This window comes from Pseudomonas sp. LA5, from assembly GCF_028640825.1.
Taxonomy (GTDB): domain Bacteria; phylum Pseudomonadota; class Gammaproteobacteria; order Pseudomonadales; family Pseudomonadaceae; genus Chryseomonas; species Chryseomonas aestiva.
Map to the genome: position 1 here is coordinate 203,115 of NZ_JAQYZY010000024.1, position 15,626 is coordinate 218,740.

The following is a 15,626-nucleotide window of genomic DNA, read 5'->3' on the forward strand; positions in this document are numbered from 1 at the left end:
GCTGTGCGGTGGGGGCGGGGCGGCGGGCCCTCACCCTAGCCCTCTCCCGGAGGGAGAGGGGATAAGAGCGGTGCGCAGGTGGGGGATTCGACCCTCACCCTGGCCCTCTCCCGGGGGAGAGGGGATAAAGAGCAGCCCTCTACTAGGAGAGGGCTTGGGGTGTTACTGGCAGGCTTCGCACTCGGGATCGTCGAGGCTGCAGGCCTTGGGCACCGGAGCCGGTGCGGGGGCGGGAGCAGCTTCGGCTTTCTGGGCCGGGGCGGGGGCCGCGCTGGCCTGGACGCCGGTAATGGGATCGGCGCTCACGGCGTTCAGCTTGCCGGTGTTGATGGTGGACTTCTCGGTGCTGGTGGCAGCCAGGGCACGGAGGTAGTAGGTGGTCTTCAGACCGCGGAACCAGGCCATGCGGTAGGTCACGTCGAGCTTCTTGCCCGAGGCGCCGGCGATGTACAGGTTCAGCGACTGGGCCTGGTCGATCCACTTCTGGCGACGGCTGGCAGCCTCGACGATCCACTTGGTCTCCACTTCGAAGGCGGTGGCGTACAGGTCCTTCAGATCCTGCGGGATGCGCTCGATCTGCTGTACGGAGCCGTCGTAGTACTTGAGGTCGTTGACCATCACCGAGTCCCACAGGCCGCGGGCCTTGAGGTCGCGTACCAGGTAGGGGTTGATGACGGTGAATTCGCCCGAGAGGTTCGACTTCACATAGAGGTTCTGGTAGGTCGGCTCGATCGACTGGGACACGCCGGTGATGTTGGCGATGGTCGCGGTCGGCGCGATGGCCATGATGTTGGAGTTGCGGATGCCCTTCTTGGCACGCTCGCGCAGCGGGGCCCAGTCCAGGGTCTCGGACAGGTCGACCTCGATGTACTTGGCGCCGCGCTCTTCGATCAGGCGCTTCTCGGAATCGATCGGCAGGATGCCCTGGGACCACAGCGAACCCTGGAAGCTGGAGTAGCTGCCACGCTCTTCGGCCAGGTCACAGGAGGCCTGGATGGCGTAGTAGCTGATCACTTCCATGGAGGTGTCGGCGAACTGCACGGCGGCATCGGAGCCGTAGGCGATGTGCTGCAGGTACAGCGCATCCTGGAAGCCCATGATGCCCATGCCGACCGGACGGTGCTTGAGGTTGGAGTTCTCCGCCTGGGGCACCGAGTAGTAGTTGATGTCGATGACGTTGTCGAGCATGCGCACGGCGGTCTTGACGGTACGGGCGACCTTGGCCACGTCCAGCTTGCCGTCGACGATGTGGTTCACCAGGTTCACCGAACCCAGGTTGCACACGGCGATCTCGTCCTTGTTGGTGTTCAGGGTGATCTCGGTGCAAAGGTTGGAGCTGTGCACCACGCCCACGTGCTGCTGCGGGCTGCGCAGGTTGCACGGGTCCTTGAAGGTCAGCCACGGGTGGCCGGTCTCGAACAGCATGGACAGCATCTTGCGCCAGAGGTCCTTGGCCTTGATGGTCTTGTGCAGCTTGAGCTTGCCGTACTCGGTCAGGGCTTCGTAGTACTCGTAGCGCTCTTCGAAGGCCTTGCCGTAGAGGTCGTGCAGGTCCGGTACGTCGGCGGGGGAGAACAGGGTCCAGTTGCCGTCCTCGAAGACACGCTTCATGAACAGGTCGGGGATCCAGTTGGCGGTGTTCATGTCGTGGGTACGACGACGGTCGTCACCGGTGTTCTTGCGCAGTTCGAGGAATTCCTCGATGTCCAGGTGCCAGGTTTCCAGGTAGGCGCAGACCGCGCCCTTGCGCTTGCCGCCCTGGTTGACCGCCACGGCGGTGTCGTTGACCACCTTGAGGAAGGGCACGACGCCCTGGCTCTTGCCGTTGGTGCCCTTGATGTAGGAGCCCAGGGCGCGTACCGGGGTCCAGTCGTTGCCCAGGCCGCCGGCGAACTTCGACAGCATGGCGTTATCGTGGATGGCGCCATAGATGCCGGACAGGTCGTCGGGCACGGTGGTCAGGTAGCAGCTGGACAGCTGCGGACGCAGGGTGCCGGCGTTGAACAGGGTCGGGGTGGACGCCATGTAGTCGAAGCTGGCCAGCAGGTTGTAGAACTCGATGGCGCGGGCTTCTTTATCTTTCTCCATGTGCGCCAGGCCCATGGCCACGCGCATGAAGAACAGCTGCGGCAGCTCGAAGCGGGTGCCGTGGCTGTGCAGGAAGTAGCGGTCGTACAGGGTCTGCAGACCCAGGTAGGTGAACTGCTGGTCGCGCTCGTGATCGATGGCGGCGCCCAGGCGCTCCAGGTCGAAGCTGGCCAGTTTCGGGTCCAGCAGCTCCAGCTCCACGCCCTTGGCGACGTAGGCGGGCAGGGCCTTGGCGTACAGCTCGGCCATCTCGTGGTGGGTGGCGGACTCGGCGACGCCGAGGAAGCTCAGGCCTTCGGCGCGCAGGCTGTCCAGCAGCAGGCGGGCAGTGACGTAGGAGTAGTTGGGCTCACGCTCGACCAGGGTACGGGAGGTCATCACCAGGGCGGTATTGACGTCCTTCTCGGCCACGCCGTCGTACAGGTTCTTCAGGGTTTCCTTCTGGATCAGCTCGCCGTTCACCTCTTCGAGGCCTTCGCAGGCTTCGCTGATGATGGTGTTCAGGCGGCCCATGTCCAGCGGCTGGGTGGTGCCGTCGGCCTTGGTGACGCGGATGCTCGGGTGCGGCTCGGCAATGTCGCTGACGGCGCCCTGCTTGCGCTCCTGGCTGCGGGCTTCACGGTAGATCACGTAGCTGCGGGCGACCTTCTGCTCACCGGCGCGCATCAGGGCCAGTTCGACCTGGTCCTGGATTTCCTCGATGTGGATGGTGCCACCGGAGGGCATGCGGCGCTTGAAGGTGCTGCTGACCTGGTCGGTGAGCTGCTTGACGGTGGTGTGGATGCGCGAGGAGGCCGCGGCGTTACCGCCTTCCACGGCGAGGAAAGCCTTGCTGATGGCCACGGTGATCTTGTCGTCGGTATAGGGGACGACGGTACCGTTGCGCTTGATGACGCGCAGTTGACCGGGGGCGGTGGCGCCCAGGTCCTGGCTGTCATCTTGCGCCGGGCGGCCCTGCTGGGCTTGCTCGCGGGTCAGGTCGGTGTGCATGCGGAACTCCCTTGATCGGAAAGAGGGGATCGTCGGCGAGCCGGCGATCCGGAAAAGTGTTGGTCTGGGCCTGCGCGACGACTGCTGATCGCGTCCTTACCCCTGAAGATTCCAACGAAAAGCCGTATTGCCGCCGATTCCCGAGGGAATCGACGTTCGGGGTCAGGGACCCTGGAAATTCATCATTCGGGCAACAGGATAAGCCCTCCTCGCTAGGGAAGACAGTCTTGACAGAGGGGTGTTTCGCCGTCCCGGGTCATACCGACGAACTGCTATATATGGTGGTGCAGGGGTGCAAGGGCCACTAGATGTCGCGTTTGTCACGATTCCGGCTGTGGATAAGGCGTGGATAAGCTGTTTGGGACTGGGGGGTATCCTGGGGGTGGTACCTGGCCAGCGCGCGTGAAGGCTGGGCTCAGAGCGCAGTGGTCAAATAACGTACAACACGACGGGTGTGGTGAGACGTAAGCGGCAAGGGATATACCGGTTCGCTATGAGCACCTTCTCCACCATAAGAAAACGTTCGATGCTCGCTGCGACGTTCTGCCTCGGCCGGCGTCCGTGCGCCTGATCGACCAGCGCAGGCTTCCTCTATATAGCGTCACTCAGTGACGAGGCGCGACCAGCGTCAACAGCCGATCTTCTTCGTCCAGGCGGAAGTGACCGCGCAACGCGGTTCCGGCGGACCAGCGCGGCGACAGCTCGATCAGCAGCCGGAGATCGAAGCTGCCGCCGGGATCCATGGCGAGGATCTCGGCGTCCTGGAAGAAGAACATCTGCCCGACCTGGGGATGCAGCGCCTTGAACAGACTCTCTTTGGCGGAAAAGGCCAGGGTGATGGCAAAGGCCTGCTGCCTTTCGTCCAGCGACTGCAGGCGTTCCCGTTCGGCCGGGGTGAGGATCTGCTCGGCCAGGCGCAGGGCCTTGTCAGGTTCGAGCAGGGTTTCCACGTCCAGGCCAAGGCCCAGGTAGTCCCCTGCCTTGCCCACCACGGCGGCCGCCCAGCCATGGCTGTGGGTAATGGCACCGACCCAGCCGGAAGGCCAGGCGGGCCCACGGTCCGTAGTGCGATGGCCGGGGACGACGGCGGTGCCGCTCAACTGGCGCAGGGCCTCGCGGGCGCAGAGACGACCGGCCAGGTATTCGGCCTGGCGCTTGGCCACGGCGCGACGGATGTTGTCCGGCGGCAGGGCGCCGAGGCGCAGGGCGTCGCGCTCGAAGCTCACTTGGGCGGGATCGAAGCGGCAGTGCCGCAGGGCCAGGGCGTCGAGCTCGACAGCCAGGGGTGGCAGCGGCTCGGGCGGCGTGCAGCAGCCGGGCAGGTCGGAAGCGGGCAGGGCAGGCATCTCAGCCGACCACTCGGGGAAGACAGCAACGGATCACGACGGGCTCCGATGAAAAGGCGCGCAAAGAATAGTCGACTACCGACTCCGGCTGGCGGAAAACCGCCTCGGCCCTGGGGGGATTTCCGCCGGTTTCCGTCGGATGGCGGGGTTCCGCCCGCCGCTGGCAACTAGACTTTCGACTGAAAGGTGCATGAAAGCTGGCCCTTTGATTGCGCACCAAGAAGTGGAACGGCGATTGCTTATATCTCGCCAGATGCTGGTGTCACCGTCGCACGGCCACCGGATCCACAACAAAAAGCTCTCAGGATGAGAGAGCCACTTTCAGCAGTGCCCACTCAGACAGGACGTCAGGCAGTGGCCACAAGGGATCGAGCCATGACAGCAACCGTCGACACAACAACAACTACCACAGCTCCCGCGCCCAAGGTGCCCGTCAAGCAGCCGCTCTACAAGAGTCTCTACTTCCAGGTGATCCTGGCGATCGTCCTGGGCATCTTGCTCGGCCACTTCTATCCCCAGACCGGCGCTGCCATGAAGCCCCTGGGTGACGGTTTCATCAAGCTGATCAAGATGGTCATCGCACCCATCATCTTCTGCACCGTGGTGACCGGTATCGCCGGCATGCAGAACATGAAGGCCGTGGGCAAGACCGGCGGCATGGCGCTGCTGTACTTCGAGATCTTCTCCACCATCGCGCTGCTGATCGGTCTGATCGTGGTCAACATCGTCCAGCCGGGCGCCGGCATGAACGTCGACGTCAGCACCCTGGACACCAAGGGCATCGCGGCCTATGCCGCTGCCGCGGAAAAGCAGACCACCATCGATTTCCTGCTGAACATCATCCCCTCGACGGTCGTCAACGCCTTCGCTACCGGTGAGATCCTGCAGGTCCTGTTCTTCGCCGTGCTGTTCGGCTACGCCCTGCATCGCCTGGGCGAGACCGGTCAACTGGTGTTCAACTTCATCGACCGCATCTCCCACGTCTTCTTCAACATCATCAACGTCATCATGAAGCTCGCCCCCATCGGCGCCTTCGGTGCCATGGCGTTCACCATCGGCAAATACGGCGTCGGCACCCTGGTGCAGCTGGGCTACCTGATGGCCTGCTTCTACATCACCTGCCTGCTGTTCGTGCTGCTGGTGCTGGGCGCCGTAGCGCGCATGCACGGCTTCAGCATCCTCAAGTTCATCAAGTACATCCGTGAAGAACTGCTGATCGTGCTGGGTACCTCGTCCTCCGAGTCCGCCCTGCCGCGCATGCTGACCAAGATGCAGAAGCTGGGCGCCGAGAAGTCGGTGGTTGGCCTGGTGATCCCCACCGGCTACTCCTTCAACCTCGACGGTACCGCCATCTACCTGACCATGGCTGCGGTGTTCATCGCCCAGGCCACCAATACCCAGATGGACATCACCCACCAGATCACCCTGCTGCTGGTGCTGCTGATCTCCTCCAAGGGCGCTGCGGGCGTCACCGGTAGCGGCTTCATCGTGCTGGCCGCCACCCTGTCCGCCGTCGGTCACGTACCGGTCGCCGGCCTGGCGCTGATCCTGGGTATCGACCGCTTCATGTCCGAAGCCCGCGCCCTGACCAACCTGGTCGGCAACGGCGTGGCCTCCATCGTGGTCGCCAAGTGGTGCGGCCAGCTGGACGAGCAGACCTTGAAGACCGAGCTCGCTCGCGGCCCGAACGCCGTCGAAGTCGAGGAAGCCCGCCAGACTGCCTGAGCCTGACGCAAGGCCGTTCCTGGAGCGGTCCTGCGGTAACTGCCAAACGCCCGTATCGAAAGATACGGGCGTTTTCTTTTGTGCAGGATTCAGTGGGGGGGGGCGGCGGTGGCGTGCCTGGCTGAGAGTGCCGAGCGGTCAGTCGACGGGGCTCAGGGTGACGGCCAGGGTGTCAGGGCGGCAGCTCCGTCACGAGCGGAGCGGCAGCCGGGCTGGGCGAAGGGCAGCAGCGCGTCCTGGGCGGGTCTTGCGAGCGCCCTCTTGCCGAGGGTTTGGTAGGGGCTGAGGGAATGACCCGCGAGCTTCGGGCCGGCGCGTACGACCCGCCAGGCAGCCTGGTCGCAGCCGGGTTGTCGAGGCAGAGGGATAGGGGGTAGGAACGGGTAGCGGCAGGAGGGGCGAAGCGCTGGCAGGCCGCCAGCGCTTCGGGGGAGGATCAGCGACGCAGGGTGGGGCGATAGCCCATCACGCCGTAGAACAGGATGTAGAGGTAGCAGACCAGCGGGATCAGGAAGGAGGGCAGCAGGCCGATGGTGTCAGCGAAGTAGCCCTGGATGGCCGGCACCAGCGCGCCACCCACGATACCCATGCACAGCAGGCCCGAACCCTTGGAGGTGAACTTGCCCAGGCCCTTGAGTGCCAGGGAGAAGATCGTCGGGAACATGATGGAGTTGAAGAAACCGATGGCCAGCAGGGACCACATGGCGACCTTGCCACCCTGCAGCACGGCGATGGCCAGCAGTACGCCAATGGCGATGGCGTTGAAGGTCAGCACCAGATTCGGCCGTACCTTGGTCATGATCACGCCGCCGATGAAGCGACCGATCATGGCGCCACCCCAGTACAACGACAGGTACTTGGCGGCGGTGGCGGCGTTCAGGCCGGCTACGTCCGGGCTTTCCATCAGGCTCACCAGGTAGCTGCCGATGGAGACTTCCGCACCCACGTACATGAAGATGCCGACCACGCCGAGCAGCAGGTGGCGATAGGCCCAGACGCTGCTGGCGGTCAGGGCGTTCTCGTCAGTGGTGTTGTCCTGTTCGGTGTCCTTGATCTGCGGCAGGCGGAAGAGGCCGATGATCACCGCCAGAGCCACCAGCATGCCGGCCAGGATCAGGTAGGGCAGCTGCACCGAGTGGGCGGCGGAGTCTTCACCGACCAGCGCCAGGATGGTCACCGCGCCCACCAGAGGGCCGACGGTGGTACCCAGGGAGTTGAAGGCCTGGGTCAGGTTGAGGCGCGAGGCCGCGGTTTCCGGCTTGCCGAGGATGGTGACATAGGGATTCGCTGCCACCTGCAGCACGGTGATACCGGCCGCCAGCACGAACAGGGCGGTCAGGAAGAAGCCGTAGGACTGGGCTCCGGCCGCCGGGTAGAACAGCACGCAACCGACGCCGGCGGTGAGCAGGCCAACGATGATGCCCTTCTTGTAGCCCAGGCTTTCCACCAGGCGACCTGCCGGGAAGGACACGATGAAGTAGGCGGTGAAGAAGCAGAACTGGATCAGCGAGGCCTGCAGATAGCTGAGGGTGAAGACCGCCTTGAGGTGGGGAATGAGAATGTCGTTCAGCGAGGTGATCAGACCCCACATGAAGAACAGCATGGTGAGGACGATCAAGGGTCCGCGGTAGCTCTGGTTTTGATTGTGCATTGGGGCTCCATGGGTACTACAGTTTCTTGTTTCTGTCCGGCATGTCCGGACAGCGCTGTCTAGGGCGGCTGCGCAGACACAGCGAAGCGGCGCGAGATTAAGCTATTCACGCTGCTGAATCCATTCTTCCTGGAGGTTCGCAGGCGAAGTGCCGGCGCCTTCGACCGCGGGGCCTGTGACCGGTTCAGCCGGGCAGGAGCCGGAAATGAAAAACGGCGCCAGAGGCGCCGTTTGGGTCACACAAGCGAGGGCTGTCAGCCCTGCCAGCGCTTCAGGACCAGGGTGGCGTTGGTGCCGCCGAAGCCGAAGCTGTTGCTCATGATGAGGTCCAGCTTGGCGTCTTCCTTGGTCTCGCGCAGGATCGGCAGGTCGGCGACCTCCGGATCCAGTTCGTCGATGTTGGCCGAGCCGGCGATGAAGCTGCCCTCCATCATCAGCATGCAGTAGATGGCCTCGTGCACACCGGCCGCGCCCAGGGAGTGGCCGGACAGGCTCTTGGTCGAGCTGATGGCCGGAGCCTTGTCGCCGAACACAGCGCGCACGCCCTTTATCTCTGCCACGTCGCCCACCGGGGTGGAGGTGCCGTGGGTGTTCAGGTAGTCGATCTCGCCATCGACGGTGGACAGCGCCTGCTGCATGCAGCGGATAGCGCCTTCGCCACTCGGGGCGACCATGTCGTAGCCATCGGAGGTCGCGCCGTAGCCGACGATCTCTGCGTAGATCTTGGCGCCACGGGCCAGGGCGTGTTCGAGTTCCTCGACCACCACCATGCCGCCGCCGCCGGCGATGACGAAACCGTCACGCTTGCTGTCGTAGGCACGGGAAGCCTTTTCCGGCGTCTCGTTGTAGTCGCTGGAGAGCGCGCCCATGGCATCGAACAGCATGCTCTGGGTCCAGTGCTCTTCCTCGCCGCCGCCGGCAAAGACGACGTCCTGCTTGCCGAGCTGGATCTGCTCCATGGCCAGGCCGATGCAGTGGGCGCTGGTGGCGCAGGCCGAGGCTACGGAGTAGTTCAGGCCCTTGATCTTGAAGGGAGTGGCCAGGCAGGCGGAAACCGTGCTGCTCATGGTCCGGGTCACGCGGTAGGGACCGACGCGCTTGACGCCCTTCTCGCGCAGGATGTCCAGGGCTTCCATCTGGTTGAAGGTGGAAGCGCCACCGGAGCCGGCGATCAGGCCGGTACGGGGGTTGGAAACCTGGTCTTCGGCCAGGCCGGAGTCCTTGATCGCCTGCTCCATCGCCAGATAGGCGTAGGCAGCGGCATCGCCGACGAAGCGCTTGACCTTGCGGTCGATCAATTCTTCGAGGTTCAGGTCGATGGAACCGGAAACCTGACTGCGCAGACCCATCTCGGCATATTCCGGATTGTGACGGATGCCGGCACGGCCTGCGCGCAGGTTGGCGGAAACGGTGTCTTTATCATTGCCCAGGCACGAAACGATACCCAGACCGGTAATGACGACGCGACGCATGCGAAAAGCCCTTAGAAGCTATCGGTGGAAGTGAACAGGCCAACGCGCAGACCTTCGGCGGAGTAGATCTCGCGGCCGTCCACGCTTACGGTGCCATCGGCGATGGCGAGAATCAGCGACCTGTTGATGGTGCGTTTGATATGGATATTGTAGGTGACCTTCTTGGCGGTCGGCAGTACCTGGCCGAAGAACTTCACTTCGCCAGAGCCCAGGGCGCGACCGCGACCCGGATTGCCCTGCCAGCCAAGGTAGAAACCGACCAGCTGCCACATGGCATCCAGGCCCAGGCAGCCCGGCATCACCGGATCGCCTTCGAAATGGCAGCCGAAGAACCAGAGGTCGGGACGGATATCGAGTTCCGCCACCAGTTCGCCCTTGCCGTATTTCCCGCCTACCTCACTGATATGCACGATCCGATCGATCATCAGCATGTTCGGTGCGGGCAATTGGGCATTGCCCGCACCGAAGAGCTCGCCACGGCTGCAGCGCAGCAAGTCTTCGTAGGTAAAGGCGTGTTGTTTGGTCATGCAAGCTCCTGTAGCTGGCCTAGGTCCAGGCTCTGGCGACTCCAATGGTCGCTCTGGGTATGGCTTCGTGTAGCAGTAGACTGCCGGGGCATGGGGAAAGTCACAGGCCAGCGCCCCGCTCGTTAACGGACCATTGTGCACTTTCCGCAGTCAATTCTCCATCCTGTGAGCCTGTTCAGGATCACGCGAGCTAGAGCCAAACAAGGCGAAAAGGCCTGAGGAAGCGGAGTTTACGAGTGGTAAATGAGCATTCCGAAGGGCTTTTCAACGCCGTTTGTCCGACGCGCAGCAGATCATGAACAGGCTCTGAGCCGCGCGAGCGGCTGCCGTATACTGGCGACGAGGCCGCGCGATCGCGGTGAAGCCGAGAGTTTCGATGACAGTCCAATCCCCCATCGCCGTCCTGGGCGGCGGCAGTTTCGGTACCGCCCTGGCCAATCTGGTCGCCGAGAACGGGCTGCCGGTGCGCCTGTGGATGCGTGATCCGCAGCAGGCCGAGACCATCCGTCGCGAACGCGAGAATCCGCGCTATCTGAAGGGCATCAAGGTGCACGCCGCGGTGGAGGCCACCAGCGACCTGCAGGGTGCCATCCAGGGCTGCGAGCTGATCCTGGTGGCGCTGCCGTCCAGCGCGCTGCGCCAGGCGCTGGCGCCCATCGCCCAGCAACTGGAAGGGCGTTTTCTGGTCAGCACCACCAAGGGCATCGAGGCGCATTCCTTCATGCTGATGAGCGAGATCCTCGCGGAAATTGTGCCGCGGGCGCGCATCGGCATCATCTCCGGGCCCAACCTGGCTCGCGAGATCGCCGAGCACCAGCTCACCGCCACGGTGGTGGCCAGCGAAGACGAAGAGGTCTGCCGACGGGTCCAGGCGGCGCTGCACGGTCGCACCTTCCGCGTCTATGCCAGCGCCGACCGCCTCGGCGTGGAGTTGGCCGGTGCCCTGAAGAACGTCTACGCCATCATCGCCGGCATGGCCGCGGCCCTGGCGATGGGCGAGAACACCCGCAGCATGCTGATCACCCGGGCCCTGGCCGAGATGACCCGCTTCGCCGTGCAGCGTGGCGCCAATCCCATCACCTACCTGGGCCTGGCCGGGGTGGGGGACCTGATCGTGACCTGCTCGTCGGAGAAGAGCCGCAACTACCGGGTGGGCCATGCCCTCGGTCGGGGACAGACCCTGGCCGAGGCGGTGGCGCAGATCGGCGAGACCGCCGAGGGCGTCAACACCCTGCGCGTGCTCAAGGAAAAAGCGGATGAGCTGGGCGTCTACATGCCCCTGGTCAACGGCCTCTATGCGATCCTGTTCGAGGGTCGCAGCCTGGGCCAGGTGATTGAGGCCCTGATGGGCGGCGAACCCAAGACCGATGTCGATGTGGCGGACGCCCCTTTTACTTGAGCCGCTACACTGTCTGAAAAGAGGAATTCCCATGTCTCAACCCGAGCATTCCCGCGAGCTGCTGGGCCTGCGCCTGATCTGGATGCTGCTGTTCCTGTTCGTCTGGCTGGGTGCGCAGTACGTGCTGGCGGTGGTGGTACTGGTGCAACTGGTGGTGCGCCTGATCAAGGGCGAGGCCCATCCCGGGCTGATCGCCTTCGGCGCCGCCCTGGGCACCTATCTGGCGCAGATCGTCCGCTTCGGCACCTTCGCCAGCGAAGTGAAGCCCTGGCCCTTCGCCGACTGGCCGGCCACCGCGCAACCCGACGACCGCTCCGCCACCGCGCCATGAGGCTCTGGCTGCTGCGCCATGGCGAAGCCGAAGCGCGAGCGCCGAGCGACGAGGTGCGCGAGCTCACCGCGGCCGGTCGCGCCGAGGTGTTGCGCAGCGCCTTGCAGCTCAAGGATGCGGAGCTGCAGCTCATCCTCGCCAGTCCCTATGTCAGGGCGCAGCAGACGGCGGCCCTGGTCCGGCAACAACTGGGCTGGTCGGGCGAGGTGCGCAACGTCTCCTGGGCCACGCCCGACGGCGCGCCGGAACATGCCCTGCAGGAACTGGCGCTGCTGGAGGTGGAGGAGCTGTTGCTGGTCACCCACAACCCCTTCGTCGGTGAACTGGCCGGCTGGTTGCTGCACGGTCATCGGCAGGCGCCGGTGGCCCTGGGCACCGCCTCCCTGCTGTGCCTGGAAGCGCCACTGCCCCTGGCCGGCGGTTTCGATCTGGTCAGTCGCTTCCACGGCTGACGCCCTTGCAAGGAAAGTACATGAGCATCTGGCAGACCCTTCCGGATCCCGCGGACCTCGAGCGTGCGCTCGAGAACACCCTGGCCGAACACCTGGACATGCGCATCGAGGCCTGGGACGACAGCAGCCTGACCGCCAGCATGGTGGTCGACCGCCGCACCCACCAGCCGATGGGGCTGCTGCATGGCGGCGCCTCGGTGGCCCTGGCGGAAACCGTGGGCTCGATCGCCAGCATGCTCTGCGTGGATCGCTCGCGCTTCTACTGCGTGGGTCAGGAAATCAATGCCAACCACCTGCGCGGCGTCCGGTCCGGGCGGGTGACGGCGGTGGCCCGGCCCCTGCATCTGGGGCGCAGCAGCCATGTCTGGGATATCCGTCTGAGCGATGAGGAGGGACGCCTGACCTGCGTCTCGCGCCTGACCGTGGCCGTGGTGCCGCTGCAACGGGACGCCTCCTAGCCATGACCAGCGTCTGGCTGGCAGGGGAGGCCAGCGCATGACCGCCCAGGTGCAGGAATTGCGTCTGGAGTTGCCTCATATCGAACTGAGCGCCCGGGTGTTCGGCCCGGAAGACGGCTATCCGGTGCTGGCGCTGCATGGCTGGCTCGACAATGCCATGACCTTCGCCCAGCTCGCCCCGCGGCTGCACGGTCTGCGCATCGTCGCGCTGGACCTGCCCGGACATGGCCTGTCGGCACATCGGCCCGCGGGCGTTGGCTATGCCATTCAGGACTACGGGCTGGATGTGCTCGCCGCCGCCCGGCAACTGGGCTGGGACCGCTTCGGCCTGCTCGGGCATTCCATGGGGGCCATCGTTGGCGTCATCGCCGCCGCCGCCCTGCCGGAGCAGATCGAGCGCCTGGCGCTGATCGATGGCCTGCTGCCCTACACCACGCCGGCGGAGGAGGTCGCCGAGAAGCTGGGCAGGGCCTTGCTCGCCGAACTGGAAGTGCCCAATCGGCGCAAGCCGGTCTACGCCACAGTGGAAGACGCCGTGGCGGCGCGGTTGAAGGGCGCCCTGACGGTCAGTCGCGAAGCTGCCGAGTTGCTTGCCGAGCGCGGCCTGATGGCGGTGCCCGGCGGCTACACCTGGCGCTCCGATCCGCGCTTGCGCCTGCCCAGCCGGATCCGCTTCACGCCGGAACAGGCCGCCGCCTGCCTGGGCGCCGTCCGCTGCCCGACAGCGCTGGTGGTGGCCACGGGCGGCCTGGTGGCGCCCCATGCCGAGGCCATGTGCCTGGCGCGGCAGCAGCCGAATGTCCGTCTCCATGAACTGCCGGGCGGGCACCATCTGCATCTGGACGATGCCGCGGGCGCCCAGGCCGTCGCAGATTGTTTCAATGCCTTCTTTGCCGCCGGCACCGGGCACGACGAATAATGCGGCATGCCTAGCCGTCCGTTTTGCCCGCGCTTTTCCTCCGTTCGACGCTCTCTGCTGATCGGCCTGCTGTTGTCCACCGGGATGGCGCAGGCGGAGGTATTGCCGGAGATCGCGCCCATGGATCATGCCCAGCTCGTGCGCGAAAGCGGACCGGCCAGCGCCGAACGCCTCTATCCACTGGGGCCGGTCAGTCGCATTGGCGGTCGTCTGCGCCTGGAGGACTCGCTCCAGCTGGAAGGTCAGTTGCTGACCCAGACCTTCGAACTGGCCAGCGGTCATCCGCCGCTGGCACGGTTGGACAGCGAACGGCAGCGCCTGCAGCAGCAGGGCGCGACGCTGCTCTACTGGTGCGAGGGGCGTGATTGCGGCGCCAGCAGTGTCATCGCCAACAGCCTGTTGGGCGAAGCCATGCTCTATGGGCCGGATGATCAGCAGGGGCTGCTGGTGCTGCAACTGGCGGAGCCGCAGACGGTGCTGACCCTCTATGGCATCACCCGTGGCAATCGTCGCGGCTACCTGCATGCCGAACGGCTGCAGGCCGGCCAGCCCCTGCCTGAACTGTTGCCGAGCGCCGCCACCCTGCTCAAGGAATTGCAGCGCGACGGCCAGCTGCTCTTGTCCGCCCTGGAGCGGGCGCCAGAGCAACCCTGGATCGCCCGCCTCGCGGCGGCCCTGGCGCTCAATGGCGATGTGGCGGTGACCCTCGGCGGCGACCAGGCCGCAGCCTGGCAGAGCGCCCTGCGCGAGGCGGGAATCCGCGCGCCGCGGCTGCAGACCGAAGCCGGTCGGGCCGCCGGGCTCTATCGCCGCTAGACGTCGTTGACGTAGCGGGTCCGTCCTGCGCCCAGGCCGAACAGCGTGGCCAGCACGGCGATCAGGGTAAAGAGCACGCCCATGGGCGCCCAGCCGTGGGTGGCGTCGTGGATGATGCCCACCAGCAGTGGACCGAGCGAGGCCAGGCTGTAGCCCGCGCCCTGGGCCATGCCCGACAGCCGCCCGGCGGTTTCCGCATCCCGCGAGCGCAGCACCAGCAGGGCGAGGGCCAGGCTGAAGGTGCCGCCCTGGCCCAGGCCGAGGATCACCGCCCACAGCCAGAGACTGCCGACGGGGGCGTACAGGCAGCCGAGCAAGCCGGCGAGGGTCAGACTCATCACCACCACGATGGCCAGGCGCTGGTCCTGGCCGCGGGTCGCCAGCCAGGGGGCGGTGAGGGCGCTGACCAGCTGGGTCATCACCGAGCCCGACAACATCAGGCCGGCTTGCACCATGCCCAGGCCGCGATCCATCAGCAGGGTCGGCAGCCAGCCGAAGACGATATAGGCCAGCGACGACTGCAAGCCCATGTAGAGGGTGATCTGCCAGGCCAGCCGATTGCGCCACAGCGAGCCGCCAGCACCCCGCGTTGGCGCGGTCATGGGCGCCTGGCGCAGTTGTGGCAGCCACACCAGCAGCGCGATCACGGCGACCAGGGCCCAGGAGGCGAGGGCGGGCTGCCAGTGGCCGTCGAAGGCTTCGGCAAGGGGCGCGGTGGCCCCGGCGGCCACGGCGGCGCCAATGCACAGCATCATGGTGTAGAGCCCCATCAACTGGCCGGCCTGGGCGGGAAAGTCGCGCTTGACCAGGGCCGGCAGCAGTACGCCAAGGATGCCGATGCAGGCGCCGGCGATCAGGCTGCCGAGAAACAGCCCAAGGGGCGGCAGCAGGCTGCGCAGGACGATGCCACAGGCGAGCAGCGCCAGGATGGCGCCCAGGGTGCGTTCGCTGCCCCAGCGGCGCGCCAGGCGCGGAGCCAGGGGCGCGAACAGCCCCAGGCAGAGCACCGGCAAGGTGGTGAGCAGGCCGATGGCACTGCTGGACAGGCCCGTGCTGGCCTCGATCTGCCGCAGCAGGGGCGCCAGGCTGGAGAGGGCCGGGCGCAGGTTGAGGGCGATGAGCATGAGGCTGGCGAGCAGCAGGCCGCGTTGCCAGGACGTGAGATGGGAAGTCGCTGAGGAAGACATGAGCACTGCTATGACCGGGGAAACCGCCAATGCTAGCGCACCCTGGCCATAACGCACGGCGCTTCCATTCGCTACCCTGCAGCGGGAAAAAATAGTTGGCGGACCGGCTAAAAAATCGCCAGTTCGTCAATCGCCGCACCGCCGCTCGCTTGTCCGGGGTCAGCTGGAGGTTTTCCACGAGGTTATCCACAGCAACTGTGGATTACCCTCGGAAAACAGCCCTTTTGCTTTGGCGGGCGATCTGTTAAGCGCGGCCGGTGCCCGC

At 65.5% G+C, this 15,626-nt stretch carries 13 protein-coding genes; 7 read left to right on the forward strand and 6 right to left on the reverse strand.

The annotated features are described in order from the left end of the window. Window positions 1-162: 162 nt before the first annotated feature. A complete protein-coding gene (locus PVZ72_RS05775; protein ID WP_273861421.1) occupies window positions 163-3,078 on the reverse strand; it encodes a ribonucleoside-diphosphate reductase subunit alpha in 2,916 nt (971 codons plus the stop codon). Between the two features lie 605 nt (window positions 3,079-3,683). Continuing rightward, on the reverse strand, window positions 3,684-4,424 hold the full coding sequence (locus tag PVZ72_RS05780; RefSeq protein ID WP_187979956.1) for a 4'-phosphopantetheinyl transferase family protein: 741 nt from the start codon (window positions 4,422-4,424) through the stop codon (window positions 3,684-3,686). Between the two features lie 375 nt (window positions 4,425-4,799). Between PVZ72_RS05780 and PVZ72_RS05785 the strand changes: the two genes are divergently transcribed. Next, window positions 4,800-6,149: a dicarboxylate/amino acid:cation symporter gene (locus tag PVZ72_RS05785; protein ID WP_187979955.1), complete on the forward strand. Its 1,350-nt coding sequence runs from the start codon at window positions 4,800-4,802 to the stop codon at window positions 6,147-6,149. Between the two features lie 436 nt (window positions 6,150-6,585). On the opposite strand, the gene PVZ72_RS05790 is transcribed toward PVZ72_RS05785, so the two are convergent. From PVZ72_RS05790 to fabA, 3 genes are all read right to left on the reverse strand, one after another. Then, a complete protein-coding gene (locus tag PVZ72_RS05790; RefSeq protein WP_133862491.1) occupies window positions 6,586-7,800 on the reverse strand; it encodes a sugar MFS transporter in 1,215 nt (404 codons plus the stop codon). A gap of 254 nt (window positions 7,801-8,054) precedes the next feature. Continuing rightward, window positions 8,055-9,272: a beta-ketoacyl-ACP synthase I gene (gene fabB / locus PVZ72_RS05795; protein WP_187979954.1), complete on the reverse strand. Its 1,218-nt coding sequence runs from the start codon at window positions 9,270-9,272 to the stop codon at window positions 8,055-8,057. A gap of 11 nt (window positions 9,273-9,283) precedes the next feature. Then, complete coding sequence (gene fabA, locus PVZ72_RS05800) at window positions 9,284-9,799, reverse strand: 3-hydroxyacyl-[acyl-carrier-protein] dehydratase FabA (protein WP_187979953.1); 516 nt, start codon at window positions 9,797-9,799, stop codon at window positions 9,284-9,286. Between the two features lie 376 nt (window positions 9,800-10,175). On the opposite strand from fabA, the gene PVZ72_RS05805 reads away from it, so the two are divergent. Genes PVZ72_RS05805 through PVZ72_RS05830 form a run of 6 tightly spaced genes read left to right on the forward strand, consistent with a single transcriptional unit; the run spans window position 10,176 to window position 14,174 of the window. Next, the gene (locus PVZ72_RS05805; RefSeq protein ID WP_187979952.1) at window positions 10,176-11,198 is read left to right on the forward strand and encodes an NAD(P)H-dependent glycerol-3-phosphate dehydrogenase; all 1,023 of its coding nucleotides are present in this window, start codon (window positions 10,176-10,178) and stop codon (window positions 11,196-11,198) included. 31 nt (window positions 11,199-11,229) lie between these two features. Then, entirely contained in the window at window positions 11,230-11,529 is a 300-nt protein-coding gene (locus tag PVZ72_RS05810; RefSeq protein ID WP_437179423.1) for a DUF4389 domain-containing protein, read from the forward strand. Further along, entirely contained in the window at window positions 11,526-11,981 is a 456-nt protein-coding gene (sixA, locus tag PVZ72_RS05815; protein WP_187979951.1) for a phosphohistidine phosphatase SixA, read from the forward strand. Before PVZ72_RS05810 ends, sixA begins: the two co-directional genes overlap by 4 nt. A gap of 20 nt (window positions 11,982-12,001) precedes the next feature. Further along, window positions 12,002-12,439 carry a hotdog fold thioesterase gene (locus PVZ72_RS05820; RefSeq protein ID WP_187979950.1) on the forward strand — a complete coding sequence of 146 codons (438 nt, stop codon included), beginning with the start codon at window positions 12,002-12,004 and terminating at the stop codon, window positions 12,437-12,439. A 37-nt stretch (window positions 12,440-12,476) separates the two neighbouring features. Then, window positions 12,477-13,358 carry an alpha/beta fold hydrolase gene (locus PVZ72_RS05825; RefSeq protein ID WP_273861422.1) on the forward strand — a complete coding sequence of 294 codons (882 nt, stop codon included), beginning with the start codon at window positions 12,477-12,479 and terminating at the stop codon, window positions 13,356-13,358. A gap of 6 nt (window positions 13,359-13,364) precedes the next feature. Continuing rightward, the gene (locus tag PVZ72_RS05830; protein WP_273861423.1) at window positions 13,365-14,174 is read left to right on the forward strand and encodes a DUF4892 domain-containing protein; all 810 of its coding nucleotides are present in this window, start codon (window positions 13,365-13,367) and stop codon (window positions 14,172-14,174) included. Here the strand turns inward: PVZ72_RS05830 and PVZ72_RS05835 are convergent. Beyond that, window positions 14,171-15,361 (reverse strand): CynX/NimT family MFS transporter, encoded by a 1,191-nt coding sequence (locus tag PVZ72_RS05835; protein WP_273861424.1) that lies wholly within the window; start codon window positions 15,359-15,361, stop codon window positions 14,171-14,173. The two genes, PVZ72_RS05830 and PVZ72_RS05835, sit on opposite strands and share 4 nt — an antisense overlap. Window positions 15,362-15,626 lie beyond the last annotated feature (265 nt).

What these genes read in the sequence shown, in the direction of transcription:
- PVZ72_RS05775 (WP_273861421.1), bottom strand. Translation starts at nt 3,078, where the DNA reads ATGCACACCGACCTGACCCGCGAGCAAGCCCAGCAGGGCCGCCCGGCG.
- PVZ72_RS05780 (WP_187979956.1), bottom strand. Translation starts at nt 4,424, where the DNA reads ATGCCTGCCCTGCCCGCTTCCGACCTGCCCGGCTGCTGCACGCCGCCC.
- PVZ72_RS05785 (WP_187979955.1), top strand. Translation starts at nt 4,800, where the DNA reads ATGACAGCAACCGTCGACACAACAACAACTACCACAGCTCCCGCGCCC.
- PVZ72_RS05790 (WP_133862491.1), bottom strand. Translation starts at nt 7,800, where the DNA reads ATGCACAATCAAAACCAGAGCTACCGCGGACCCTTGATCGTCCTCACC.
- fabB (WP_187979954.1), bottom strand. Translation starts at nt 9,272, where the DNA reads ATGCGTCGCGTCGTCATTACCGGTCTGGGTATCGTTTCGTGCCTGGGC.
- fabA (WP_187979953.1), bottom strand. Translation starts at nt 9,799, where the DNA reads ATGACCAAACAACACGCCTTTACCTACGAAGACTTGCTGCGCTGCAGC.
- PVZ72_RS05805 (WP_187979952.1), top strand. Translation starts at nt 10,176, where the DNA reads ATGACAGTCCAATCCCCCATCGCCGTCCTGGGCGGCGGCAGTTTCGGT.
- PVZ72_RS05810 (WP_437179423.1), top strand. Translation starts at nt 11,230, where the DNA reads ATGTCTCAACCCGAGCATTCCCGCGAGCTGCTGGGCCTGCGCCTGATC.
- sixA (WP_187979951.1), top strand. Translation starts at nt 11,526, where the DNA reads ATGAGGCTCTGGCTGCTGCGCCATGGCGAAGCCGAAGCGCGAGCGCCG.
- PVZ72_RS05820 (WP_187979950.1), top strand. Translation starts at nt 12,002, where the DNA reads ATGAGCATCTGGCAGACCCTTCCGGATCCCGCGGACCTCGAGCGTGCG.
- PVZ72_RS05825 (WP_273861422.1), top strand. Translation starts at nt 12,477, where the DNA reads ATGACCGCCCAGGTGCAGGAATTGCGTCTGGAGTTGCCTCATATCGAA.
- PVZ72_RS05830 (WP_273861423.1), top strand. Translation starts at nt 13,365, where the DNA reads ATGCCTAGCCGTCCGTTTTGCCCGCGCTTTTCCTCCGTTCGACGCTCT.
- PVZ72_RS05835 (WP_273861424.1), bottom strand. Translation starts at nt 15,361, where the DNA reads ATGTCTTCCTCAGCGACTTCCCATCTCACGTCCTGGCAACGCGGCCTG.